The sequence below is a fragment of the Streptomyces doebereineriae genome, from assembly GCF_031845645.1.
Taxonomy (GTDB): Bacteria; Actinomycetota; Actinomycetes; order Streptomycetales; family Streptomycetaceae; genus Streptomyces; species Streptomyces canus.
On the sequence record NZ_JAVREZ010000006.1, the window covers coordinates 444,685 to 468,978 of the forward strand.

The following is a 24,294-nucleotide window of genomic DNA, read 5'->3' on the forward strand; positions in this document are numbered from 1 at the left end:
GGGCGAACGCAGTGACCCGGGGCCATCTCAAGCCGCCCGAGCCGTATGCAGTGACCCGGGGGCAGGTGCTACAGCCGGGGTGACTGGAGTGACCCGGGAGCAGGTCACAAGGCCGGCGTGCCTGCAGCGCCCCGGGCCCACCCTCAAGCCACCCGAGCCATATCCGCATACCGCACCTCATGCTCCAACCCCACCCCCGCCACCACCCGTTCCAGCTCCTCCACCACGATCCGCCCGAGCCGCTCCAGCTCGTTGCCGAGCGACCCGGCGATGTGCGGGGTGAGAAACACGTTGGGCAGCCGGTACAGCGGCGACCCCGCGGGCAGCGGCTCGGGCTCGGTGACGTCGAGCACCGCACGCAGCCGCCCGGAGACCAGCTCGTCGGTCAGCGCGTCGGGATCGACCAGCGCTCCCCGGGAGGTGTTGATGAGCACACCCCCGTCCCGGATCAACCCGAGCCGGGCTCTGTCGAGCATCCGATAGGTGTCCGGAATGTCGGGTGCATGCAGCGAAACGATGTCGCTGTGCCTCAACAGGTCGTCCAGCGAGAGGAGTTCGGCTCCCAGCGCGGCGGCCTCCGCGGGACTCACGTACGGGTCGTGCAGCAGGACCGTGAAGTCGAACGGCCGCAGCAGCTCCAGCAGCCGCCGCCCCACTCTGGACGCCCCGATGACCCCCACCCGCCGCCCCACGTTCCCCATGCCCGCGGTCTCGGCGGGCGGCGGGTACGCATGCGTGGTCCGGAACCGTTCCCGGTGTTCGAAGGTCTCCTTCCCGCACAGCAGGATCATCGCGAGCGTGTACTCCGCGACCGGCAGCGCGTTGCCGGTGACCGCGCTGGAGACGGTGATCCCGCGTTCCCACACGGCGTCGCCGACGAGGGAGCGGACGGAGCCCGCGGCGTGCAGGACGGTCCGCAGCCGGGGCGCGGCGGTGAGGACGCCGGCGTCGAGGTGGGGGCATCCCCAGCCGGTGATCAACACCTCGGCCCCGGCCAGGGCGTCCGCCGCGACGGGGTCGGTGAAGTCCTGGACGACGAGCGCGGGGTCGAGGCCGGCGGCCTCGCTCAGCCGGGTCATCAGGGGTGGCGGGAAGAGCAGGGGAAGGTGCACGGGATCCATCGCGAACACGGCCCTGGGTGGCTGAGGGCTGGGCATGTCACTCCTGAGGCACTGAGTGGAAACAGTTTCTGAAAACGTCTTCTACAGCAGATCTACCGTAGGTCTGGCCTCCAGGGGTGGTCAATCGCTGAAGTGGCCTGGATGACAACCGGTTTCTTCACCGGGTCCATGTCGGCGAGGTTACACAGTCTTTTCGAAAGTTCGTCAAGCCTCTTGACGCCGTTTCCAGCCAGGGCCGAAGCTCTGCCCCACGCGGCAACCGGTTGTCTACCGGCCACCGCGCCCCATGAACGGACAGATCAGGAGGTGGTGCGCCGTGCGCCCACATGCCGGTGCCGCGGTGAGCCGCCGCCGTTTTCTCTCCCTTTCCGCCGGCGGTGCCGTGGCGGGGGCGGCGGCGCTGAGCGGCTGTGCGATGCGGGTGTCGAGCGCGGTCGGCGGCTCCGGCGAGACCGTCACGGTCATGGCCAAGGCCGACGACATCTCGCCGGAGCTGATCAAGCAGGCCCAGAAGGACATCGGCGTCAAGATCAACACGGTGCTGTACAGCACCAGCAAGCTGATCGCGATGATGACCAACGGCAACCCGCCCGACCTGGTGCGCGGTGTCGGCGCTGTGGACGCCCCGTACTACGCGGCCCGGGGCGTGATGGAGGACCTGGACCCGTACTTCGCGAAGAGCAGCGTCCTCAGGCCGGCCGACCTGGACCCGGTCAACGACCTGTGGCGCTACGACGGCCGTACCCAGGGCAAAGGCCCGCGCTACGGCATGGCGAAGGACTTCTCCCAGGACTCGATGTTCTGGTACAACACCGCGCTGTTCGACCAGGCGGACGTCGACTACCCGCCCGAGCTGGACCCGGTCACCTACGAGGAGTGGCTGGACAAGGCCAAACGGCTCACCCGCCGCAAGAACGGCCAGACCACCGTGTTCGGCGGCAGCTACAACGGCGTGCTCACGCCCAGCCTGCTGGCGAGCCTCACCGTGGCCGCCGGCGGGAACCTCTTCACCGACGACTACTCCCGGGTCGACTTCACCACCCCCGAAGCCCGCAAGGCACTCGGCTGGTACATCGACTACTGCCGGACCAAGGTCGGGCCCAGCATCATCCAGCCCGACCCCAACACCTGGGACGGGCCCACCTTCCAGGCGAACCGGCTCGCCATGTCGAACTCGGGCTACTGGCTCGGCGGCCTGATCAACGCGGACAAGAAGCTCGCGCCGCTCTCCCGGCTCGCTCCCGCGCCATACTTCGAGGGCGGCCGACGGATCAGTCCCTGCCAGGCCGGCACCGGCTTCTGGATCCCGAGCAAGTCCCACCACAAGGACGCCGCCTGGCGGGTCTTCGAGTGGTTCTTCGGCGAGGCACCGGCCAAGGCGCGCGCCTCCGGCGGCTGGGGCATCCCGACCCTGAAATCGCTGCGCCCGCTGATGCCCGCTCAAGAGGGCTACCAGAAGCGGGTGTTGACGGTGCAGGAGGCCGAGCTGAAGCACTACTCCGTGATCGCCTTCACGCCGTACGCCACCGCGGACTCGCTCCTCGCCCTCTTCAACCAGATCGCCCCGGCCGCCATGAACGGCGACACCTCCGTCGACACCCTCGCGGGGCGCCTGAACTCGGCCATGAACGATCAGCTCAAGCGCGGTAAGGAGCAGGTGGGATGACGGTCGATCAGATTGCCTCGGTCACGGACCGGCGTGGTTCCGCACCGGCGGCGGGGCCGTCCACCTCCCGGCCGCGCACCTCCATCGCCACCCGCAGGCACCGGGCGTTCTACATGTTCGCCTCGCCCTGGATCATCGGCTTCGCGCTGCTGACCATCGCGCCGATGGCGTACGCGCTGTGGCTGAGCTTCACCACCTTCGACGGCATCTCGCCCCGCTGGCACTACGTCGGATTCGGCAACTACCGCGAGCTGTTCTCCGACTCGCAGACCTGGAAGTCGCTGGGTCGCACGGGCCTGTTCGCGATCACCTCGGTGCCCCTGTCGATCATCGCCGGACTCGGGCTCGCCGTACTGGTGAACCGGCCGCTCAAGGCACGTGGGCTGTTCCGCACCCTGCTCTATCTGCCGGCGGTGGTGCCTCCGGTGGGCGCGGGGATCGCGTTCAAGCAGCTCTTCGACCAGAACTCCGGTGCCGCGAACGGGGTGCTGAACCTCTTCGGCATCGACGCCCTCGGCTGGCTCGCCGACCCCTACGCCCGCTACGTACTGATCATGACGGTGCTCTGGACCGCCGGAAACATCATGATCATCTCACTGGCCGGGCTCCAGGACATCCCCCGCGAGCTCCTCGAAGCGGCCCGTATCGACGGCGCGAGCGCCTGGCGGAGCTTCCGCAGTATCACGGTGCCGCTGCTGTCGCCGGTGCTGCTCTTCCAGACCGTGACCGGGGTCATCGCCTCGGTGCAGACCATCATGCCGCTGCTGCTGGCCCCCGACCCGACCCCGGCCGGCATCACCGCGCTCCCGCAGTCCAACTACCTCTACATGATGCACGTGTTCGCGGAGTACTTCGCGTTCGGCCGCTACGGCTACGCCTCCGCGCTGCTGTGGGTGCTCTTCGTCCTGATCCTCGTCGCGACCGGAGTGATCTTCAAGGCCACGTCCGGCGTGGTGTTCTACAACGTCGACCCGGAGGCGAAGAAGTGACCGCCACCAGCCTCACCCCGAAGCGCGGCCCGCGCCTGAGCGTCAACCGCCTCGTCCTGTACACGGTCCTCGTCGCGATCACCGGCCTGTTCCTGGGCCCCTTCGGCTGGCTGGTCATCTCCGGCCTCAAGACCCCGGCCGAACTGGCGGCCTCGCCGGTGCACTGGCTGCCCGACCATGTGCAGTGGCACAACGTCGCCGACGCCTACAACCTCATCGACTTCCTGGGCTATGCCCGCAACTCCCTGATCATCGCGCTCATCTACGCCACCCTCGTGACGCTCAGCTCCGCCTGGGTCGGCTTCGGCTTCGCCCGCCTCGAAGCCCCCGGCAAGAAGACCCTGTTCGGCATCCTGCTCGGCTCGATGATGCTGCCCCAGATGATCACTCTGCTGCCGACCTACCTGATCTTCGCCAAGCTCGGCATGGTCGACACGTACTGGCCGTGGGTGCTGTGGGGCCTGTCCTCCGCCCCCTATCTGGTCTTCCTCTTCCGGCAGTTCTTCGCGGGGCTGCCCCGGGAACTGGAGGAGGCCGCGATCGTCGACGGCTGCGGCTACTCGGCCATCTTCTGGCGGATCTTCCTCCCGCAGTCCTGGCCGGTCCTCTCCGCGAGCTTCGTGATCGCCTTCACCTGGACCTGGGGCGACTACATCGCCCCGCAGCTCCTGCTGTCCACGGACCGCACCACCCTCGCGGTCGCCGTCATGTCCACCTACGTCACCTCGGCCGGCACCCCCGTCACCAACCTCCAGGCCGCGGCCTCGGTGATGTACGTCGTGCCGATCCTGCTGATCTTCCTCGTCGCCCAGCGCGGTTTCGTCGCCGGCATGTCGACGACCGGCCTCAAGTAGCCGTCCCCGTACCCCTGTTCACAAGGAGTTCCGAATGAACACGCCGTTGTCCCGCCGTACGGCTCTCCAGGCGGCCGGCGCCACCGTGCTCGCCGCCGGCCTCACCAACCTCACGGCCGCGGCGGCCCGGGCCGACGACACCGCCGCCGTCACGCCGGAGCTGGTCACCTACCCCCGCCCGTCCGCCATGCCGACCAACACCAGCTTCAAGGTGCGGGTCCGTACCGCCCCCGACGGCGAGTGGCAGACCCTCGACATCTGGCGGCCCCAGCTGGGCGAGATCAACCCCACCACCGGGTCCAGCAAGACCTACAACTCCTCGCTGGCGTACTTCGACTTCCAGGGCTCCGTCGAGGTCGAGGTCACCTACCTCAAGGGCGGCACCACCAAGGTCCGGGTGCGGCCGGACTCCTACGGCATCACGCCCGAGGTGCTCGGTGACACCCTGCGCTTCACGCTCGACCAGCCGCGCAACCTCGTCGTGCAGATCAACGACGACATCTTCGACTGTCTCCACCTGTTCGCCCGCGCGATCGAGAAGAAGAAGCCCGCGCAGGACGACCCGGACGTCCTCTACTACGGCCCCGGCGTCCACACCACCGCCGACGGCACCCTGCTCGTCCCGTCCGGCAAGACCGTGTACCTCGACGGCGGCGCCGTCCTCAAGGCGACCGTGATCTTCCGGAACGTGGAGCACGCCGGGATCGCCGGCCGTGGCGTGCTCGCCGGGACCGCGGGCGGCGGGGCCCTCGTGGAGAGTTCGCGGAACATCTCCATCGGCGCCGTCACCGTGCTCAACCCGAACGGCTACGCCGTCCAGCTGGGCGAGGCCACCGGCGTCACCATCAAGGGTCTCGGCTCCTTCAGCTCCAAGGGCTGGGGCGACGGCATCGACGTCTTCTGCTCCAGCAACGTCGTCATCGACGGCGTCTTCATGCGCAACTCCGACGACTGCATCGCCATCTACACCCACCGCTGGGACTACTACGGCGACACCACCGACGTCACCGTCCGCAACTCCACGCTCTGGGCGGACGTAGCCCACCCCATCAACGTCGGCACCCACGGCAACACCGACAACCCCGAGGCACTGAAGAACCTGCGCTTCAAGAACCTCGACATCCTCGACCACCGCGAACCGCAGATGAACTACCAGGGCTGCATCGCCCTCAACCCCGGCGACTCCAACCTGATCAAGAACGTCCGCATCGAGGACGTGCGGATCGAGGACTTCCGCTGGGGCCAGGTCATCTACATGAAGGTCATGTACAACACGAAGTACAACACCTCGGTCGGCCGCGGCATCGAGAACGTCTACGTCAAGAACCTCAGCTACACGGGCACGAACGCCAAGCCGTCGCTCTTCCTCGGCTACGACGCCCACCACGCCATCAAGGACGTCACCTTCGAGAACCTGGTCATCAACGGGCTCGTCGTCGCCGACTCGATGAAGAAGCCGAGCTGGTACTACACCACGGACACGATCCAGTGGTTCTCCAACGAGCACGTGACGAACCTCAAGTTCATCACCACCGCCGAGGCCGAGGCGGCCGCCGCGTCATGAGCACCGTGCCCCAGAGAACCATCGCTCCGAGCCGCCGGGGCTTCCTCGGCGGCACGGCCGCCCTGCTGCTGGTGGCGGGCGCGAGCGGACTGCTCGCGCCCGGCACCGCCCGGGCCGCCGACCAGAAGTCCGGCAGCCGTGCCTTCACGCACCCGGGCCTGCTGCACGGCGCCGACGACCTCGCCCGCATGAAGGCCGCGGTCGCCGCCAGGCAGTCCCCCGTCTACGACGGCTACCTGGCGTTCGCCGCCCACGCGCGCTCCCAGTCGACGTACCCGATCCAGAACACCGGCCAGATCACCTCCTGGGGCCGCGGCCCCACCAACTTCCAGAACCAGGCCGTCGCCGACTCGGCCGCCGCCTACCAGAACGCCCTCATGTGGGCGGTCACGGGCAACCGCGCCAACGCCGACAAGGCACGCGACCTCCTCAACGCCTGGTCGGCCTCCCTCACGACGATCACGGGCGCCGACGGCCCGCTCGGTGCCGGGCTCCAGGCCTTCAAGTTCGTCAACGCGGCCGAACTGCTGCGCCACACCGGCTACGACGGCTGGGCGGACGCGGACATCGCCCGCTGCGAGCGGTCCTTCCTGGACGTCTGGTATCCGGCCGTCTCCGGCTACATGCTCTACGCCAACGGCAACTGGGACCTGACGGCCCTTCAGACCATCCTGGCCATCGGCGTGTTCTGCGAGGAGCCGACCCTCTTCGAGGACGCCCTGCGCTTCGCCGCGGCCGGCGCCGGCAACGGCTCCATCGCCCACCGCATCGTCACCGACGCGGGCCAGGGCCAGGAGGCCGGCCGCGACCAGGGCCACGAACAGCTCGCCGTCGGCCTGACCGGGGACATCGCCCAGGTCGCCTGGAACCAGGGCGTCGACCTGTGGGGCTACGACAACAACCGGATCCTCGCCAACTTCGAGTACGCGGCCCGCTACAACCTCGGGGGCGACGTCCCCTTCACCCCCGACCTCGACCGCACCGGCAAGTACATCAAGACGACCGTCTCAGCGACCGGCCGCGGCACCCTCCCGCCGGTCTACGAGATGGCCTACGCCCACTACGCCGGTGTCCGCGGCCTCGACACCCCGTACACCGAGGCGGCCGTCTTCCGCGGCACCGGCGGCGCCCGGGTCGTCGAGGGCAGCAACGACGACCTGCCGAGCTGGGGGACCTTCGCCTACGCGGGAACCACGGCACCCGCGCAGAGCGTGCCGGCCCCACCCGCGGGGGTCACGGCGGCGGGCGACCGCACCCACGTCACCGTGAACTGGCTGCCGTCCACCTGGGCCACCGGTTACACCGTCCGTCGCGCCACACGCCCCGAAGGGCCGTACGAGAAGCTCGCCACCGGCATCGGCAAGCCGGCGTACACCGACGACCGGGTGCGCGCGGGACGGACGTACCACTACACCGTCAGCGCCACCAACTCCCAGGGCCACAGCGGTGATTCGGCCCCCGTCTCCGCCACCGCCGGTCTCCCCGAGCCCTGGTCGACCCAGGACATCGGGGATGTCAGGATCCCCGGTTCGGCCGTCTTCGACGGTGAGCGGTTCGTGCTCGAGGCGAGCGGCAGCGCCGACACCCATCGGCTCGTCCATCTGCCGCTGCGCGGCGACGGCTCGGTCACCGCGCGGATCGTGTGGCCGCTGAGCTCGCAGTACTCCAAGATCGGCGTCAGCCTCCGCGACTCACTCGACACGGACGCGGCCCACGCGGCCATGGTGATCCAGGGACTGCCGCTGCACACCTGGAGCGGAGTGTGGACCGTACGGCCCGCCCGGGGAGCGGATGTCTCCGCGACCGGCAGCACACCGGTCCCGCCCTCGCAGCAGACGGCGATCACCACGAGCGCCTCCTTCCCGATCTCCAGCCTCGGTGCCCTGCCCGAGTCGGCGACACCGCTGGAGGCCCCGTACGTCGAGGGCGCGGGCGACGGCTACCGGCTGCGCACGCCCTACTGGGTGCGGGTGACCCGCAAGGGCCGCCGCTGCACCGGGGCGATCTCCCCGGACGGCATCCGCTGGACCGAAGTCGGCTCCACCGAGGTCGAGTTGGGTCGCACCGCGTACGCGGGCCTCCTCCTCACCTCCTGCCTCGGAGTCGACGCGGACTACGCCGAGACCGGCACCGGCGCCTTCGACAACGTCACCGTGGTCTCCACCTCCGCAGGCGAGGTCTGGTCCGTTCCCGAGCCCGCCCGCACGGCAGGGGACCTGCGGGCGACGACCGGCGCCGACGCCGTCGAGCTGGCCTGGACGGACCCGGACCTCTCCGCCCGCTACAAGGTCCTGCGCGCCACGGACTCCGACGGCCCGTACGTCACCCTCGCGACCGGCGTCGGCCCGGTCGGCTCCGGCACCCGCATCCAGTACGCGGACGCCACCGGCAAGCCGGGGACGGCGTACCACTACGCCGTTGCGAAGACGAACACGGCCGGGCGCGGCCCGCTCTCGGCACCCTCCTCCGCGGTGATGCCGACCCCCTCCCAGCCCGAACTCACCTCCGCGACCAAGGCGTTCACGAACAAGGGAGTCTCCTTCCGGCACCTTCTGCGGGCCTCCCACGAGCCCGTACGGTTCACCGCCACCGGTCTCCCCGACGGTCTTCGCGTCGACAGGCGCACCGGCCTGATCCACGGAACCCCGCGCGAGACCGGCGAGTTCACCGTCACCACCACCGCAGGGAACGCGGCGGGCGACGGCACCGGAACCCTCACCCTCACCGTCGGCACACCCCCGCCGGCCCCCTGGACGTACGGCGACCTCGGCGACGTGGTCCTCGACGACCGCGCCTTCGGAACGCTGGGCGTGGCCGCGATCCTCACCCCCGGCAGCACCGCCCACGAGGACGGGACCTTCGTGGTGCGCGGCGCGGGTGTGGACCTGACCGTCAACAACCAGGGAATGACAGGACAGTTCGTACGGCGGCCCGTCACCGGTGACTGCGAGGTCACCGCCCGGCTGGTCTCCCGCACCGGAGCCACCGCCGACCGCGTCGGGCTGCTGATGGCGAAGTCGCTGTCACCGTTCGACCAGGCGGCCGGAGTGATCGTCACCGGCGGCACCACTGCGCAGCTGATGCTGCGCAAAACCGTCGCCGGCGCCTCCGCCTTCTCCGGCAGCGGCGCCGTCCGACTCCCCGCACTGCTGCGGTTGAAGCGCACCGGGACCGTCTTCACCGCATCCTTCTCCGGCGACGACGGCGTCACCTGGACCGACCTCGCCTCCGGTGAGATCCCCGGCTTCGGTGACGCCCCCTTCCACGTCGGCCTGGTGGCCTGCTCCCGCAGTCCGCTGGCCCTCGTCACCTCCGAGTTCGACGAGGTGAGCATCACTCCCATCTGATTCCCCCCACGGAACGGAGATGCACCGAATGAGCCGCACTTCCCCCCACCAGCACCTCCCGCACACCGAGTTGAGCCGCCGCGGTCTGCTGAGGACCGCGGGCGGTCTCGGCGCCGCCCTCGCCCTGGGTGGCGGCGCCCTCGCCACGAGCATGGCCACCACGGCCGACGCGGCGCCCTCGACCTGGACCCACCCCGGCATGCTGCACAGCGCCGGCGACATCAACCGGGCCAAGGTCAGGGTCGCCGCGGGCACCGACCCCTGGCTGTCCGGCTGGAACAAGCTGGTCGCCAACTCCCACTCCCAGTCCACCTGGACCAACCGGGCCACGGCGACCATCATCCGCGGCGGCACCGGCGAGAACTACTCCCTGCTCTTCAACGACATCGCGGCCGCCTACCAGAACGCGCTGCGCTGGCAGGTCGGCGGCACCGAGGCCAACGCAGTCTGCGCCGCGAACATCCTCAACGCCTGGTCGAAGACGCTCACTTCGGTCACCGGCAACGCGGACCGGTTCCTCGCGGCCGGCATCTACGGCTGGCAGTTCGCCAACGCCTGCGAACTGATGCGCGGCTACAGCGGCTTCGACCTCGCCGCCGCCCAGGACATGCTCGCCAAGGTCTTCTACCCGCTCAACAACAGCTTCCTGACCAACCACAACGACGCCTGCATCACCAACTACTGGGCCAACTGGGACCTGTGCAACATGGCCTCGGTCCTGGCCATCGGGATCCTCAACCAGGACAGCGCCAAGTACGACCAGGCGGTCACCTACTTCAAGTCCGGCGCGGGCAACGGCTCGATCGCCCACGCGGTGCCGTACCTGTACACCGACTCAGCCGGCTACGCGCTGGGCCAGTGGCAGGAGTCCGGCCGCGACCAGGGGCACACCGTCATGGGCATGGGCCAGATGGGCGCCATCTGCGAGATGGCCTGGAACCAGGGCGACGACCTCTACTCGTACGACAGCCGCCGCTTCATGAAGGGCGCCCAGTACGTCGCGAAGTACAACCTCGGCCAGGACGTCCCCTTCACCACCTACAACTGGGGCACCGGGCAGAACTGCGCCGCCTCGTCCCAGACCGTGGTCTCCTCCGCCTCCAGGGGCCAGATCCGCCCGGTCTGGGCGATGCTCCACTTCCACTACAACCGGCGCCTGGGCCTCGACGACAAGTACATCTCGCAGATGTACTACGACCTCGTCGCCCCCGAGGGGGGTGGCGGCGACTACGGCACCACCAGCGGCGGCTTCGACCAGCTGGGCTTCGGCACCCTGATGTACGCCAAGTAGCGGCCTCACCGCGCTCTGCACCGGAATACCGAGCCGAAATGTGGTGCTCTGTTGTTCACGGTGCAGTAGCGCGGTGAGGAGGCTGGTGGACGTATGACAGCAGTCCAGACAGACCCCGTGGTCAGCACGCCGTACGGAGCCGTACGCGGTCGGCGCGAGCACGGGGTCGCGGTCTTTCGGGGCATCCCCTACGCGGCCCCGCCCTTCGGCCCCCGCCGCTTCCGGCCCCCCGTGCCGCCCGAGCCCTGGGACGGTGTGCGCGAGGCGGCCGACTTCGGGCCGACGGCGCCGAAACCGCCGTACTCCGACGCCTTCGCGCAGTACCTGTCCGACCCGTTCGTGCCGGGCGACGACTGCCTCAACCTCAACGTGTGGACGCCGGAGCCGGGCCCGGGGGCCCGGCTCCCGGTTCTGGTGTGGCTGCACGGTGGGGCCCTGACCAGGGGATCCTCCGCAGTGCCCGTGTACGACGGGCTCGCCTTCGCCCGGGACGGCGTCGTGTTCGTCTCGGTCAACTACCGGCTCGGTGTGGAGGGCTACGGCCTCTTCCCGGACGCCCCCGCCAACCCCGGCCTGCGCGACCAGCTCGCCGCCCTGCGCTGGGTGCACGAGTCGATCGCGGCCTTCGGCGGCGACCCCGGCCGTATCACCGTGGCGGGGCAGTCGGCCGGTGCGATCAGCATCGGTGCCCTGCTGGCCGCCCCGCAGGCCCAGGGCCTGTTCCGGCGCGCGGTGCTGCAGAGCGGGCCGCCCGAGGCGAGCGACCGCGACAAGGTACGGCGGATGGTGCGCCGGATGGCCACCCGGCTGAAGGTCCCCGCCACCGCCGCGGCCTTCGCCGAGGTCGACCGTGAGCTGCTGCTGCGCACCCAGGCCGAGGTGGGCCGCCTGAGCAGCCCGGTCCTGGGCGGCCCCGCCTTCGGGATCGTGGTCGACGACGACCTCGTGCCGCGTGATCCGCTGGAGGCGCTGGTCGAGGGCTCGGCGGCGCGCGGGGTCGAGCTGATGCTGGGCTGGACCAGCGACGAGTACCGCCTCTGGCTCGTTCCCGGCGGCCTCCTGGAGCGCGTCGACCGGCTCGGCCCGGTCGCCCTCGCCGGTGCCATGGCCCGCTGCCACTGCGGCTCCGAGGTGGTCCGCGGCTACCGCGCGCTGCATCCCGACGCCGGTACCGCCGACATCGTCGGCCAGATGGTCACCGACCACCTGCTGCGCATCCCCCTGCACCGCCTCGCCGAGGCCCGCCCGGGGTCGTCGTACGTCTACGAGTTCGCCTGGCCCTCCCACCGCCCGGACCTCGGTGCCTGCCACGCCCTCGAACTGGGCTTCGTCTTCGACACCGGCGCCGCTCCCGAGTCCGCCAAGCTCGCCGGCGAGGGCGCCCCGACCGAGCTCGCCGACGCCATGCACGGGGCGTGGGTGCGCTTCGCCGCCGACGGCGACCCCGGCTGGCGGCCCTGGGACGCCACCCACCCCGTCCAGATCTTCGGCAAGGGCGATCCGTACGTGGAGTCCGGCCCTCGGGACCACGATTTCGCGGTGTGGACGGCGGACACGACCACGCCGGAGACGGCCCCTGTGAAGGAACCGGCGGAGGGCTGGCCGGCGCGGACCGCGGAGCTCCGGTCGGTCGTACGGCGGCTGCGACGCACCGGACTGGCGCGGCGGCACTGAGCGCGCGGGCCCCCCTCTCTCAGGTGCCGGTCGCCGTGACCGAGTCCCGGACCACCACATGGGTGCCGAGCAGAAGGTGCTCGGCCGGGTCCTCCGCCGTACGGCCGAGCGCGGTGCGTACGGCGAGTCGGCCCAGTTCCTCGTAGGGGACGTGGACGGTGGTGAGCGCCGGGTGGAGGTCCCGGGCGAAGGGGATGTCGTCGTAGCCGGCCAGGGAGACGTCACCGGGGACGTCGAGACCGGCTTCGTGCAGGGCGGTCAGGGCGCCCGCCGCGACCATGTCCGTCGCGGCGACCACGGCTGTGAACTCCAGGCCCTCCTTCAGGGCCCGGCGCATCAGGCGGTGACCGGAGTCGCGGGTGAAGTCGCCGTTCAGGACCAGCGCGGGATCGGGGTCGAGGCCGCGCCCGCGGTGGGCGGCGAGATAGCCGCGCTCACGGCCCTGTGCGGTGGTGTGGTCCGCCTTGCCGCCGAGGAACAGGACCCGCCGGTGGCCCTGGGACAGGACGTGGGCGACGAGCGCGTAGGCGCCGCCCTCGTTGTCGTACTCGATGACCGTGACCGGGGCCCCGGGGCCGAGCGGCGGCCGTCCGCACAACACCAGGCGGGAGCCGGCGGAGGAGAGCGAGTCGGCCATACGGCGGGTGCGTTCGCGGTACTCCACGGTGTCGGCGGCGCCGCCCACCAGGATCACGGCGGCGGCGCGCTGGGCCCGCATCATCTCCACGAACTCCAGTTCGTGCTCGACGTCGCCCTCCGTGCTGCACACCAGACACAGATGGCCCAGCCGGTTCGCCTCGCGTTCCACGCCGTGGGCCATCAGGGCGAACGACGGGCCGGTGATGTCCTCGAGCACGAACGCGAGCGTGGGCGTGCCGACGCCCGCGATCGCCTTCGCGCGCGCGTCGGCGACGTAGTCCATCTCGCGCACGGCCCGCATCACGCGCGTGCGTGTCGCCGCGCTCACCGGATACACCCCGCCGAGCACCCGCGACACGGTCGACGCGGACACCCCGGCCCGCGCGGCGACATCCCGGATCGTGCTCCGGCTCGCGTCCTCACTCTTCCTGGTCATCCCTGCCTCGCCCCCTGGGAACAGCGGCAACACGGACGGAAACCGGTTCCCGAGCGGAGGCTAGCAGGGGCAGAGGGGCGGGGTTAAGAGGTGGGCGCGCAGCGCCCTAGGGGCGCGGGGAACTGCGCGAGCAACCACAACGGCGGCCGCACCCGCAAGATTCCTGAACCCCTACGGCGAAAGGCGCACCGCACCAGCTAACGCAGAGCCCCCGCGATCCCCGAGATCGCCCCCGGCCCCACCCGGCAGCACCCTCCGACCAGCCGTGCCCCGGCCGCCTGCCAGCCGCGCACCTCCTCCGGCGCGAACGACGAGCTGCCCTCCCACGCGCGCGTGCCGGCATTCCAGGACTCGCCGCTGTTGGGGTACACCACGACCGGCTTGCCGGTGACCCGCGCGGCCGTCTCGACCGCGTGGTCCACGTCCTCCGGGACACAGCAGTTGACGCCGACCGCCATGACCTCGTCCACCTCGGCGGCCAGGGCGAACGCCTCCTCCAGGGGCTGACCGGCCCGGGTGCGGTCGCCGGCGACGGAGTAGGAGAGCCAGGCCGGGACACCGAGACCACGGATCGCGCGCAGCAGCGCCTGCGCCTCATCGCTGTCGGGGATCGTCTCCAGGGCCAGGACGTCGGGTCCGGCCGCCGCGAGCACCTCGAGCCGGGGCCGGTGGAAGGCCTCCAGCTCGGCCACGCTCAGGCCGTACCGGCCCCGGTACTCCGAGCCGTCCGCGAGCATCGCGCCGTACGGCCCGACCGAGGCCGCCACATACAGCGGCCGCCGGACCCCCTTCGCCCACGCCTGCCGCGTCGCCTCGCGCGCCAGCCCGACGCTGAGGGCGAGCAGTTCCGCCGCCCGCTCGCGCTCGATCCCGCGCTTGGCGAACCCCTCGAAGGTGGCCTGGTAGCTGGACGTGATCGCCACGTCCGCGCCCGCCTCGTAGTAGGCGAGATGCGCCTCGGTGATCGCCTCGGGCCGCTCCGCGAGCAGCCGCGCCGACCACAGCTCGTCGCTCAGATCGTGCCCGGCGGACTCCAGCTGGTTGGACATCCCGCCGTCGAGGACGACAGGGCCCGCCGCGAGGATGTCGGCGAGGGGGCGGGCGAGGGCGTCGGGGACTTCCGGGGTGTCGCTGGTCATGCCTCGACGCTAGCCGAAGGGACGGGACTGAGCCGCAGCCGTCCGGTACGCGAACACCGGGACCGGCATGTGGGCCTGCTGAAGGGCGCCGCAGAGCCCCGGCGCCGATCAGTGCGCCGCGTGCCGTCCGCTCTCACGTCGCTTGCCGCGCCTGCGCACGGTCGGCGGGACCACCAGCCCGCCGAGCAGACCCAGCGCCAGGATGTACGGCCACCAGCCCAGCCCCTCCGTCTCCGCTCCCGTCGTGCGAGGTGCCGCTGCCGGAGCCTGCGACGCGGTATCGGCACGGACGCTCGGCGAGGCGCTCGCCGTGACCGCGGTCAGTGCGACGTCGTTGCCGTCGCCGCCCCGATAGGTGATCCGGTACGTCGTGTCGGCGAGCTTGAGCCGCGTGCCCTCCTTCAGGCCCTTGAAGGCGCCCGTGGTCTTCGACGTGCCCTTGTTCTCCAGCACGGTGATCCCGCGGCCGGGGTCGGTGCCGACTGCCGAGAAGTCGAGCTCACCGGCCAGCCGTACCGGGCCCGTCACCTTCAACGGGCCGTTTCCCAGGACCAGTTCACCCTTCGAGGTCTGCTTGTAGCCGCCGGAAACGGTGAGTCCGCCCGCGACCACACCCTCGTTGGTGACCGCTCCCTTCACCGCGCCCTTGCCGGACAGCGAGGAGACCACGCGAAGGCCTGCCGTGCCCGCGTCCAGCCGTGCGGCCGTCGAGGTGAGCCGGATCCCCCTGCTGCGGGCCAGAGTTGCTCCGCCCCGCAGGGCGAGCGTGCCCTTGCGGACCGTCGTCGTCCCCGTGTACGTCACCGCGCTTCCGGTCAGTGTCGTCGTCGCCCTGCCCGCCTGGGTGAGGGAGCCGCTGCCGCTGATCCGGGGCAGGGTCAGGGGCTTGGCCGTGTTGCCGAGGATCAGCGAGCCGTTGTTCACGACCTTGTAGAGACCGCCCCCGGTGTAGAGCCCGCCGTCGCCCCCCGCCTTGCCGCTGCCGAGGCGGAGCACGGCGCCCTTCTCGACGGTCGTGGAGCCGTCGTAGTACTGGACGGCCGCGAAGGTGACGTCGTTGCCCTTCGTCCCCTTGATGACGATGTCACCCGCGCCGGGCGCGGACAGGGTGTCGTGGAAGCGGCCACCGCCGATGGGGGCGCCAAGGGTCACCGGCCCGTTGTAGTCGAAGGTCAGCAGGGAACGGGAGCGCGCCGCCAGCAGGTTGATGTACACCGTCTTCGCCGTGCCCGGCATGAAGATCCTGCTGGTCGTCCCGTCGCCCCACTGGACGTTCGCGCCCTTGATGTTGGTGCCGCGCTTGTTGACGTTCTTGGTGGCCGGCGTCCAGTTCAGGGCGGGATCGCTGAGCGAGGGGTCGGTGTCGCCGCCCTGGTTCGACCAGCTGTACTGGCCGGTGAGGACCACCTTGCTGCCCGGCCGGGACTGGACGTTGATGTCGCTGCCGTACTCGCGCTGGTAGAAGTCCATCCGCTGGGTGACGGTCTGGCCCAGCGGGGTGTCCACGGTCCAGGTGCCCTGGTTGAGCACCTTGCGTACGCCTGGCAGCGAGGTCGCGTACTCGGGCCGCCCGGCGTTGGCCTGCGTGCCGTTGTCGATGACCCCGGAGAACGGTCCTGACGTCAGGTCCCAGGTGCCCCAGAGGAAGCGTGGCTGGGTGATCAGGCCGGAGCCGCTGACGGTGCCCAGGTTGTAGGCGCTCTTCAGGGACAGCCGCAGGGTGCCGTCGACCCGGATGTTGTCCTGGTTCAGCCGGAACGCCGGGGTGTTGTACGGGAAGTGGCCGATCAGGCCCGTCGTCCCGCCGTTGCCGTACTGGAGGGTCGCTCCGCGTTCGACCGTGACCGCGGGCGGGTCCGGGCGGGTCGTGGTGACGTACGGGTGGTTGCCGCCCGGCGTCCGCACGGACTGCCGTCGGCGGGACCCGGGCAGCGTGAAGTCGCTGTCCCTGGTCAGGACCAGCGTCCCGCTGCCGCGCACGGTGAGTGTGCCCTCGCCGCGGAACACCCCGTCGTACGTCGTCGTCCCCGCGGGCACGGTGACGACGGTGTCGCCGGTCAGGGTGACGTCCCGGTCCGCGAGGACGTCGGCCGTGACGTCACGGGAACCGGCGGCCGACGCCGGGGGAGCGGTGACCAGGAGGGCGGCCGCCGCCGCCAGGGCTCCGGCCGCGGCTGCTGTCTTGTGGAAATGGCTGTGCACATGACCGGAGACGGGCGAGGCGCGGGCCGATAACAGAAAACCGAAAACAGAAAGCGCCTTCTTTTGGTCACGTCCGACCCGTTGACCTCCTGGTTCCCCAGCCTTACCTTTCGGCTGTTCGCAATAACAACAGATGTTCTCAATATCGAACATCTCTCTCAGGACACCCCACTCCGAGAGGCAGTCCGTATGAGCCGCGCCCCCGACGTCCCCCACCGACGACTGCTGCTGAAAGGTGCCCTGGCCGCGGGCGCCCTGGCCGCGACCCCCACAGTCGCCCAAGCCGCACCGCGCCCGAAGAAGGCCGCCCCCCTCGTGAACCCGCTCGTCCGCAACCGCGCGGACCCGTACATCCACCGTCACTCCGACGGCTTCTACTACTTCACGGCCACCGCACCCGAGTACGACCGCATCATCCTGCGCCGCTCCCGCACCCTGGGCGGCCTCGCGACCGCCGACGAGTCCGTCATCTGGACCAAGCACCCGACCGGTGTCATGGGCGCCCACATCTGGGCGCCGGAGATCCACCGCGTCGGCGGCAAGTGGTACATCTACTTCGCCTCCGCGCCCGCCGAGAGCGTGTGGGACATCCGTATCTGGGTCCTGGAGAACGCCAACCCCAATCCCTTCAAGGGGACTTGGGTGGAGCGGGGCCAGATCAGGACCGCCTGGGAGACCTTCTCCCTGGACGCCACCACCTTCACCCACCGCGGCAGCCGCTACCTCGCCTGGGCCCAGCACGAGCCCGGCCTGGACAACAACACCGGCATCTTCCTGTCGAGGATGGCGAACCCCTGGACCCTGACTGGTCCTCAGATCAGGCTCTCCACCCCGGAGTACGACTGGGAGTGCATCGGCTACAAGGTCAACGAGGGCCCCTCGGTCATCGCCCGCAACGGCCGGCTCTTCATGTCCTACTCGGCGAGCGCGACCGACTGGCACTACTGCATGGGTCTGCTCACGGTCGACGCGGACGCCGACCTCATGAACCCGGCGAGCTGGTCCAAGTCGCCGACCCCGGTTTTCACCAGCAACGACACCACCAAGCAGTACGGCCCCGGCCACAACTGCTTCACCGTCGCCGAGGACGGTCGCAGTGACGTCCTCGTCTATCACGCCCGCCAGTACAAGGAGATCGTCGGCGACCCGCTGAACGACCCCAACCGCCACACCCGCGTCCAGAAGCTCGGCTGGCACGCGGACGGCACCCCGAACTTCGGCATACCGGTGGCGGACACCGCCACGGACACGGAGGTTGCGTCATGAGACGTGCTTACGCGGTACTGCTCGCCCTGTGTCTGGCCCTGGCCGGCGCCCTGGTGACCGCCGGACCGGCCCAGGCCGCTCCGCTGACGATCCCCAACGGCGTCCAGTTCACGGACACGTCGGGCAACGCCCTGCACGCCCACGGCGGCGGGGTCATCAAGGTCGGCTCCTACTACTACTGGTTCGGCGAGGACCGCAACTCCGACAACACCTTCCGGTACGTGGACGCCTACCGCTCCACCGACCTGAAGAACTGGGAGTTCAGGAACCACGTCCTGACCCAGTCCAGCGCCTCGGAGCTCGCCACCGCCTACATCGAGCGGCCCAAGGTCGTCTACAACGCGTCCACCGGCAAGTTCGTGATGTGGATGCACAAGGAGAACGGCACCGACTACAGCGAGGCCCGCGCCGCCGTCGCCGTCTCCTCCACGGTCGACGGGAGCTACACCTACCAGGGCAGCTTCCGCCCGCTGGGCGACAACATGTCCCGCGACATCACGACGTTCGTCGACACCGACGGCACCGGCTACATGGTCTCGGCGGCCAACGAGAACTACGACCTGCACATCTACCGGCTCACCGCCGACTACACGGGCATCGACAGCCTGGTCGCCAACCCGTGGGTCGGCGGACACCGCGAGGCCCCGGCCCTGTTCAAGCGGGGCGGCGTCTACTTCATGCTGACGTCGGGCGCCACCGGCTGGAGCGCCAACCAGCAGCAGTACGCCACCGCCACCTCCCTCGCCGGACCGTGGACCTCGATGGCGAACGTCGGTGACTCCACGACCTACAACTCGCAGACCGCCTACGTCCTTCCGGTGCAGGGGACTTCGGGCACCTCGTACCTCTACATGGGCGACCGCTGGGGCAACTCCTTCGGCGGGACCGTCAACGACTCCCGTTACGTGTGGCTGCCGTTGACCTTCCCCACCTCCACCACGATGTCCATGTCCTGGTACCCCCAGATCACGATCGACGCGGCGGCCGGGACGATCGGCGGCACCAGCGCCACGTACAACACGCTGGTCTCCCGCAACAGCGGCAAGTGCGCGGACGTGGCCGGCCAGTCGCTGTGGCAGGGCATCGCGATCAGCCAGTACACCTGCAACGGCGGCGCCAACCAGAAGTGGTGGTTCAAGGACCTCGGCACCGGCTACTACCAGCTGGTCGGCCGCGGCAGCTCCCTGTGCCTCCAGGAGAACGCCACGAACGTCACCCAGGAGAACTGCGGGAGCGCGACCACCCAGCAGTGGTCGGTGGTCACTTCGGGCTCGTACGTGAACATCAAGGCCAGGGCCTCCGGGGAGTGCCTGGACGTGAACGGCGCGTCCACCGCCAACTCCGCCGCGATCATCACATACGCGTGCAACGGAGCGACCAACCAGCAGTGGACGCGCGGGACCTGACGTCAGGCCAGCAGATCGATCGCGTCGATCGATGTGCCCGCACTGAGGAAGGACGTCGACCCCGAACCGCTCGCCACGTAGATCTTCAGCGTGTTGTAGGCGCTGGTGTCCGTCAGCCAGGCGGACGCCGGCACGCTGTAGGTGAACGTGTAGTTGTTGCCCCGGTACGAGCCCACGGTCAGCGACCGGGTGCTCGGCTGGGTGGGCGGGGAGGGGACGGCGGAGGTCCAGGTGTCGTTGACGACGACCTGCGGGCGGCCGTTCGCGTAGGCCGTCGTCACACCGATGCGCAGGGTGTGCGCGGCGGCGGCCTGGGCGGCCGTCAGCTTGAAGTAGACGATGATGCCGCTGTTGACGTCCTTCCACAGGTAGCAGGGGAAGCCCGAGGTCTCGGTGCCGCTGCCGATGACGACGTTGCCGGTCCAGGAGGAGGCACGGACGTCGGACGGGTGTGCGTACGTCATCAGGTCGGCGTTCTTGAAGCCGCTGGGCGTGCCGTTCCAGTCGTTGATGCGCCAGATCGTGCCCGCGTTGCTCGGGTCGTTCGAGGACGGGATCGTGATGGAGTTGAGGGTGGTCGTGCCGCCCGCGCTGACGCTCACCGAGCCGGTGTAGACGGCGAGTTCACCCTTGAAGACGGTCAGCGTGTACGTCCCCGGCAGCACACCCCCGATGGAGAAGTAGCCGTCCGAGGACCGCGCCGAACCCCAGTACTGGGCCGCGGAGTTGGCGAGCCCGACCGTGTAGGCGTACGCCGTGTTCCGGCCGGTGATGCCGACGCCGGCGACCTTGCCCCGGCCGCTCGCGGGGACGTAGCCCGAGATGCCGAGCGAGTCCGCCCACGAGGTGGTGAGGGTGCCGGGGTACAGCGAGGAGGAGGGGGCGCCGCCGTCGGTGAAGGCGATGACGTAGGGGCCCTGGAGGCCGAAGCGCTGGGCCTCCGTCTGGTTCTCGCCGTAGTACAGGATCTCGTACAGGCCGCCGCCGTCCGCGCTCTGGTGGCGCAGGAGGGAGCGGTAGAACGGGCCGCCGGAGGCCTTCTCGTGGTTGGAGCGCACGATGTACAGGCCGACGCTGCCGGTGGTCCAGCCGACGTAGTTGTAGTCGATGACCCGCGCCTTCGCGTAGTGCTTGGAGCGGGTCTGGCCGTCGGACTTCGCGAAGACGTCCTGGGCCTCGATGGTGGTGGGCGCGTAGGTGTACGAGTCGGGTTCGTCGTTGAGGAACTTGCCCGCGTTGACGCGCAGGATGTAGCGGGTCGCCGAGACCGAGTCGTCGGCCTTGTTGGTCCACAGGTAGACGTTGTTCTCGCCGCTGCGGGCCGCGTAGTAGTGCTTCAGCGTGCCGTACGCGACCGAGATCAGGATCGTCGTACCGGACTGCTTGATGCTCACGGTGGACGTGCCGAGGCCGGACTCGATGTGCGAGTTCTTGCCGCCGTAGCCCTGGTACTGCGTGCCCTTGTAGACCAGCGAGGTCAGATCGCCGTTGGTCTTGCTGACTTTGAAGACGAGGCTCGCGCCGGTGTCGACGACGTAGTTGGAGCCGTCGTCGCTCCAGCCGAAGCTCGCGGCGGACGCGGTCTCGGCGAGCGGCCCGGCGAGCGCGGCCGTCCCTGCGGCGGCCGCGGTGCCAAGGACGAAGGTACGGCGTCCGACCGGTCTGTTCACGGTGGATTCGGACATGTGGGGGTGCCTCCTCCGGGAGGTGTGGGGGTGGTGCGGGTGCTTTGGAGAGTGACAGTTGAATCGATTTCGCGAAAGGGCTTTCGCTCGCTGGAAGTTGGCAATCTTGTGAAAACGGTTCAAGGTCTAGAAAGCGCTTGCAGATGGCGGTACGGTCCGGCGCCAGGTGTTGTCCCTCTGACGGAGGAACCACGAATGAGACGTTTCAACCTCGCCGTGCTGGCGGCGGTGGCGCTGGCCTCGGGCCTGACGGCCGTACCGGCGCAGGCACACACCGGACGTCCGCCGGGCATCGAGAACTGCACCGCGTCCGGCTGCCACTTCGACGTCCCGCCGGGCACGTACGACGTGAAGGTGCTGCTCGGCGGTGACGCGGAGTCGCACACCGCGATCAGCGGCGAGACCCGGCGTTCACTGCTGCCGGAGACGGCGGTCGCGGCCGGCGAGCGGGCCTCCCGCAGCTTCACCGTGAACGTCCGCACCCCGGAGGGCGAGCCCACCGGCCCCGACGGCACGCCCGGCCTGGACCTCGCGCTGGGCGGCTCGGCCCCCGCGCTCGCCGGCATCAAGGTCACCCCCGCCCGGCACACCCGCCAGATCCTCCTGGTCGGCGACTCCACGGTCTGCGACCAGCCCGGCGACCCGTACTCCGGCTGGGGCCAGCAACTGCCCCAGTACCTGCGCAAGGGCGTGTCCGTGGCCAACTACGCCGACTCCGGCGAGAGCACGGTGACGTATCTGTCCGAGCCGCGCCTGTGGGCCACGGTCCAGCCGCTGATCCGTCCCGGCGACCTCGTCCTCGTCCAACTCGCCCACAACGACAAGACGACCGACGAGGCGACGTACCGGGCGAACCTGGAGACACTGGTCGCGGGTGTGAGGGAGAAAGGCGGGAACCCTGTCCTCGTGACGCCCATCGTGCGACGCTGGTTCAACTCGGACGGCACGCTGAACAACGGGACGGCCCTGCTGGTCAACGGCCTCGGGGTGGACCATCCCGCGGTGATCCGCTCGGTGGCCGCAGCAGAGGACGTCCCGCTGATCGACCTGACGGCGAAGACGAAGACGCTGGTGGAGTCCTTGGGAGTGGAGGGCTCGAAGGCGATCTACCTCTACAACGAGAAAAGGGACAACACCCACACCTCCGTACACGGCGCCACCGTGTACGCGGGCCTGGTCCGCGACGAACTCGTCGCACGGAGGCTGGTGCCCGCAGGGCTGGTGCGGGTGGGATAGACGCCTGGGGCGTCCCGACCGGAACCGGGGCGCCCCAGGTCTGTGATGTGAGCCGAAGAAAGAGAACCGATGCAGCTGCCTCCTGAGGACCGCACCCTCAGTCCGTACACCGGCTACACGCGCGCCCACTGGGAGGCCGCGGCCGACGCCCTGCTCGCCGCGGTGGAGCCGTACGCCACCGAGGACCGTGCCCTCTACCACTTCCCCGGCGACCGGCAGAGCTGGTCCGGCCGGCTCTCCGACGGCCTGGAGGGCTACGCCCGTACGCTCCTGCTGGCGGCCCTCCGTCAGGACGGGCCCGCACTGGAGCGGTACGCGGACGGGCTCGCCGCCGGAGTCTCGGGAGTCTGGCCCCATATCGAGGACCGCAGCCAGCCGTTGGTGGAGGCGGCGTCGATCGCGTTCGCGCTGCGGATCACGAAGCCGCTGCTCTGGGACCGGCTGGACGACGCCGTACGGCAACGCGCCGCGGCCTGGCTCGGCGACGCGCTGACCGCGGAGGCCTGGCCCTGCAACTGGGAGCTCTTCCCGGTCACGGTCGCCGGCTTCCTGGCGTCGGCCGGGTATGAGCCGGACGCCTCCCGCAAGGCGATCGACCGCGGCCTTGAGCGCATCGAGCAGTGGTACGTCGGCGAGGGCTGGTACACCGACGGCGACGGCCGCAAGTTCGACTACTACAACGGCTGGGCCATGCACCTCTACCCGGTGCTGCACGCCTGGCTGGCCCAGGACGACCAGTTGGCGGACCTGTACGGCGGCCGCCTCTCCCGCCATCTCGAGGACTACGCCCGCCTGTTCGGCGCCGACGGTGCCCCGATGCACCAGGGCCGCTCCCTGACGTACCGCTTCGCGACGACGGCCCCGCTGTGGCTGGGCGCACTGACGGGCCACACCCCGCTGGCCCCGGGCGAGACCCGGCGGCTGGCCTCCGGAGCCCTCAAGTACTTCCTGGACCGGGGGTCGGTGGACTCCCACGGCCTGCTCACCCTCGGCTGGCACGGCCCCGACCCCGCTGTCCTGCAGGGCTATTCGGGACCGGCGTCCCCGTACTGGGCGAGCAAGGGCTTCCTCGGCCTGCTCCTCCCGGCGGACCACGAGGTGTGGACGGCGGTGGAGGAGCCGGGCCCGGCCGAAAGCTCCGACGCGGTCACCTCGATCACCGCCCCCAACTGGCTCCTGCAGTCCACGAGTTCAGACGGCCTCGTCCGCCTCCACAACCACGGCAGCGAGGACGTCCGCTACGACCCGTACTACACCCGTCTCGCCTACTCCACGGTGACGGAGCCCGCGACGTCGTACGACAACAGCGTGATCGTGGGCGGCGATCCGAGCCGTACGGAGATCGTGCCGTTGGGGGTGGGGGAGGGGTGGGCCGCCTCTCGGCACACGGCGGCCGGAGGTACGCGCGTTTCCAGTGTCGTGCTCGCCCGGGGAGCCGTGGAGGTGCGCGCCTTCCTCGTCGCCGGAGCCGAGCCCGGGACGTCGGTGCGGGTGACCGGGTGGGCCCCCCGGGAGGGCGTGCGGGCCGAACTGCTGCCCGCCGTGGGCCTCGACGACGAGCTGAGCGGGGTGACCGGGGAGGGGGACACGTTGTTCGTCGCGCTGGCCCGGCTCACCGGTGACGCGGATGCCGTGCCGTTGGAGGAGACGGTCACGGTACGGGCAGGAGGGGCCGATGAGTTGACGGTGGTGTGGAGCGGGGGCCCCGAGGCGCGGGTTCGGCTGAACGGCTCCGGAGTGGAAATCACCGCCGGGGACTGAGCCGCCTCGGGCAGTATG

At 70.1% G+C, this 24,294-nt stretch carries 16 protein-coding genes; 11 read left to right on the forward strand and 5 right to left on the reverse strand.

Annotation, left to right across the window (positions count from 1 at the left end; translation table 11 throughout):
* Positions 1-143 precede the first annotated feature (143 nt).
* Positions 144-1,157 carry a hydroxyacid dehydrogenase gene (locus tag RNB18_RS20605; protein WP_311715544.1) on the reverse strand — a complete coding sequence of 338 codons (1,014 nt, stop codon included), beginning with the start codon at positions 1,155-1,157 and terminating at the stop codon, positions 144-146.
* Between the two features lie 280 nt (positions 1,158-1,437).
* Here RNB18_RS20605 and RNB18_RS20610 point away from each other — a divergent pair, with 280 nt between their 5' ends.
* From RNB18_RS20610 to RNB18_RS20640, 7 genes are all read left to right on the forward strand, one after another.
* Positions 1,438-2,787 (forward strand): extracellular solute-binding protein, encoded by a 1,350-nt coding sequence (locus RNB18_RS20610; RefSeq protein ID WP_311715545.1) that lies wholly within the window; start codon positions 1,438-1,440, stop codon positions 2,785-2,787.
* Positions 2,784-3,776, forward strand: coding sequence for a carbohydrate ABC transporter permease (locus tag RNB18_RS20615; protein ID WP_311715546.1), 993 nt, complete (start codon positions 2,784-2,786; stop codon positions 3,774-3,776). The genes RNB18_RS20610 and RNB18_RS20615 overlap by 4 nt, the downstream gene beginning before the upstream one ends.
* Positions 3,773-4,630 (forward strand): carbohydrate ABC transporter permease, encoded by an 858-nt coding sequence (locus RNB18_RS20620; RefSeq protein ID WP_311715547.1) that lies wholly within the window; start codon positions 3,773-3,775, stop codon positions 4,628-4,630. The genes RNB18_RS20615 and RNB18_RS20620 overlap by 4 nt, the downstream gene beginning before the upstream one ends.
* A 34-nt stretch (positions 4,631-4,664) precedes the next feature.
* Positions 4,665-6,194 carry a glycosyl hydrolase family 28 protein gene (locus RNB18_RS20625; RefSeq protein ID WP_311715548.1) on the forward strand — a complete coding sequence of 510 codons (1,530 nt, stop codon included), beginning with the start codon at positions 4,665-4,667 and terminating at the stop codon, positions 6,192-6,194.
* The gene (locus tag RNB18_RS20630; protein ID WP_311715549.1) at positions 6,191-9,541 is read left to right on the forward strand and encodes an alginate lyase family protein; all 3,351 of its coding nucleotides are present in this window, start codon (positions 6,191-6,193) and stop codon (positions 9,539-9,541) included. Before RNB18_RS20625 ends, RNB18_RS20630 begins: the two co-directional genes overlap by 4 nt.
* A 28-nt stretch (positions 9,542-9,569) precedes the next feature.
* A complete protein-coding gene (locus RNB18_RS20635; protein WP_311715550.1) occupies positions 9,570-10,832 on the forward strand; it encodes an alginate lyase family protein in 1,263 nt (420 codons plus the stop codon).
* A gap of 93 nt (positions 10,833-10,925) precedes the next feature.
* Positions 10,926-12,506 (forward strand): carboxylesterase/lipase family protein, encoded by a 1,581-nt coding sequence (locus RNB18_RS20640; protein ID WP_311715551.1) that lies wholly within the window; start codon positions 10,926-10,928, stop codon positions 12,504-12,506.
* Positions 12,507-12,525: 19 nt separating this feature from the next.
* Here RNB18_RS20640 and RNB18_RS20645 read toward each other — a convergent pair whose 3' ends face one another.
* From RNB18_RS20645 to RNB18_RS20655, 3 genes are all read right to left on the reverse strand, one after another.
* The gene (locus RNB18_RS20645) at positions 12,526-13,581 is read right to left on the reverse strand and encodes a LacI family DNA-binding transcriptional regulator (RefSeq protein ID WP_311715552.1); all 1,056 of its coding nucleotides are present in this window, start codon (positions 13,579-13,581) and stop codon (positions 12,526-12,528) included.
* 197 nt (positions 13,582-13,778) lie between these two features.
* Complete coding sequence (gene mmuM, locus RNB18_RS20650) at positions 13,779-14,720, reverse strand: homocysteine S-methyltransferase (RefSeq protein WP_311715553.1); 942 nt, start codon at positions 14,718-14,720, stop codon at positions 13,779-13,781.
* Between the two features lie 108 nt (positions 14,721-14,828).
* Positions 14,829-16,922, reverse strand: a complete 2,094-nt coding sequence (locus RNB18_RS20655; protein WP_311715554.1) for an autotransporter — start codon at positions 16,920-16,922, stop codon at positions 14,829-14,831.
* 189 nt (positions 16,923-17,111) lie between these two features.
* On the opposite strand from RNB18_RS20655, the gene RNB18_RS20660 reads away from it, so the two are divergent.
* The gene (locus RNB18_RS20660; RefSeq protein WP_311715555.1) at positions 17,112-18,188 is read left to right on the forward strand and encodes a glycoside hydrolase family 43 protein; all 1,077 of its coding nucleotides are present in this window, start codon (positions 17,112-17,114) and stop codon (positions 18,186-18,188) included.
* Entirely contained in the window at positions 18,185-19,594 is a 1,410-nt protein-coding gene (locus tag RNB18_RS20665) for an RICIN domain-containing protein (RefSeq protein ID WP_311715556.1), read from the forward strand. The genes RNB18_RS20660 and RNB18_RS20665 overlap by 4 nt, the downstream gene beginning before the upstream one ends.
* 2 nt (positions 19,595-19,596) lie before the next feature.
* Here RNB18_RS20665 and RNB18_RS20670 read toward each other — a convergent pair whose 3' ends face one another.
* Positions 19,597-21,279 carry a rhamnogalacturonan lyase B N-terminal domain-containing protein gene (locus RNB18_RS20670; RefSeq protein WP_311715557.1) on the reverse strand — a complete coding sequence of 561 codons (1,683 nt, stop codon included), beginning with the start codon at positions 21,277-21,279 and terminating at the stop codon, positions 19,597-19,599.
* A gap of 195 nt (positions 21,280-21,474) precedes the next feature.
* On the opposite strand from RNB18_RS20670, the gene RNB18_RS20675 reads away from it, so the two are divergent.
* Together RNB18_RS20675 and RNB18_RS20680 are read left to right on the forward strand one after the other, a co-directional pair.
* Complete coding sequence (locus RNB18_RS20675; RefSeq protein WP_311715558.1) at positions 21,475-22,515, forward strand: rhamnogalacturonan acetylesterase; 1,041 nt, start codon at positions 21,475-21,477, stop codon at positions 22,513-22,515.
* A gap of 69 nt (positions 22,516-22,584) precedes the next feature.
* Positions 22,585-24,276 carry a DUF2264 domain-containing protein gene (locus RNB18_RS20680; RefSeq protein ID WP_311715559.1) on the forward strand — a complete coding sequence of 564 codons (1,692 nt, stop codon included), beginning with the start codon at positions 22,585-22,587 and terminating at the stop codon, positions 24,274-24,276.
* Positions 24,277-24,294 lie beyond the last annotated feature (18 nt).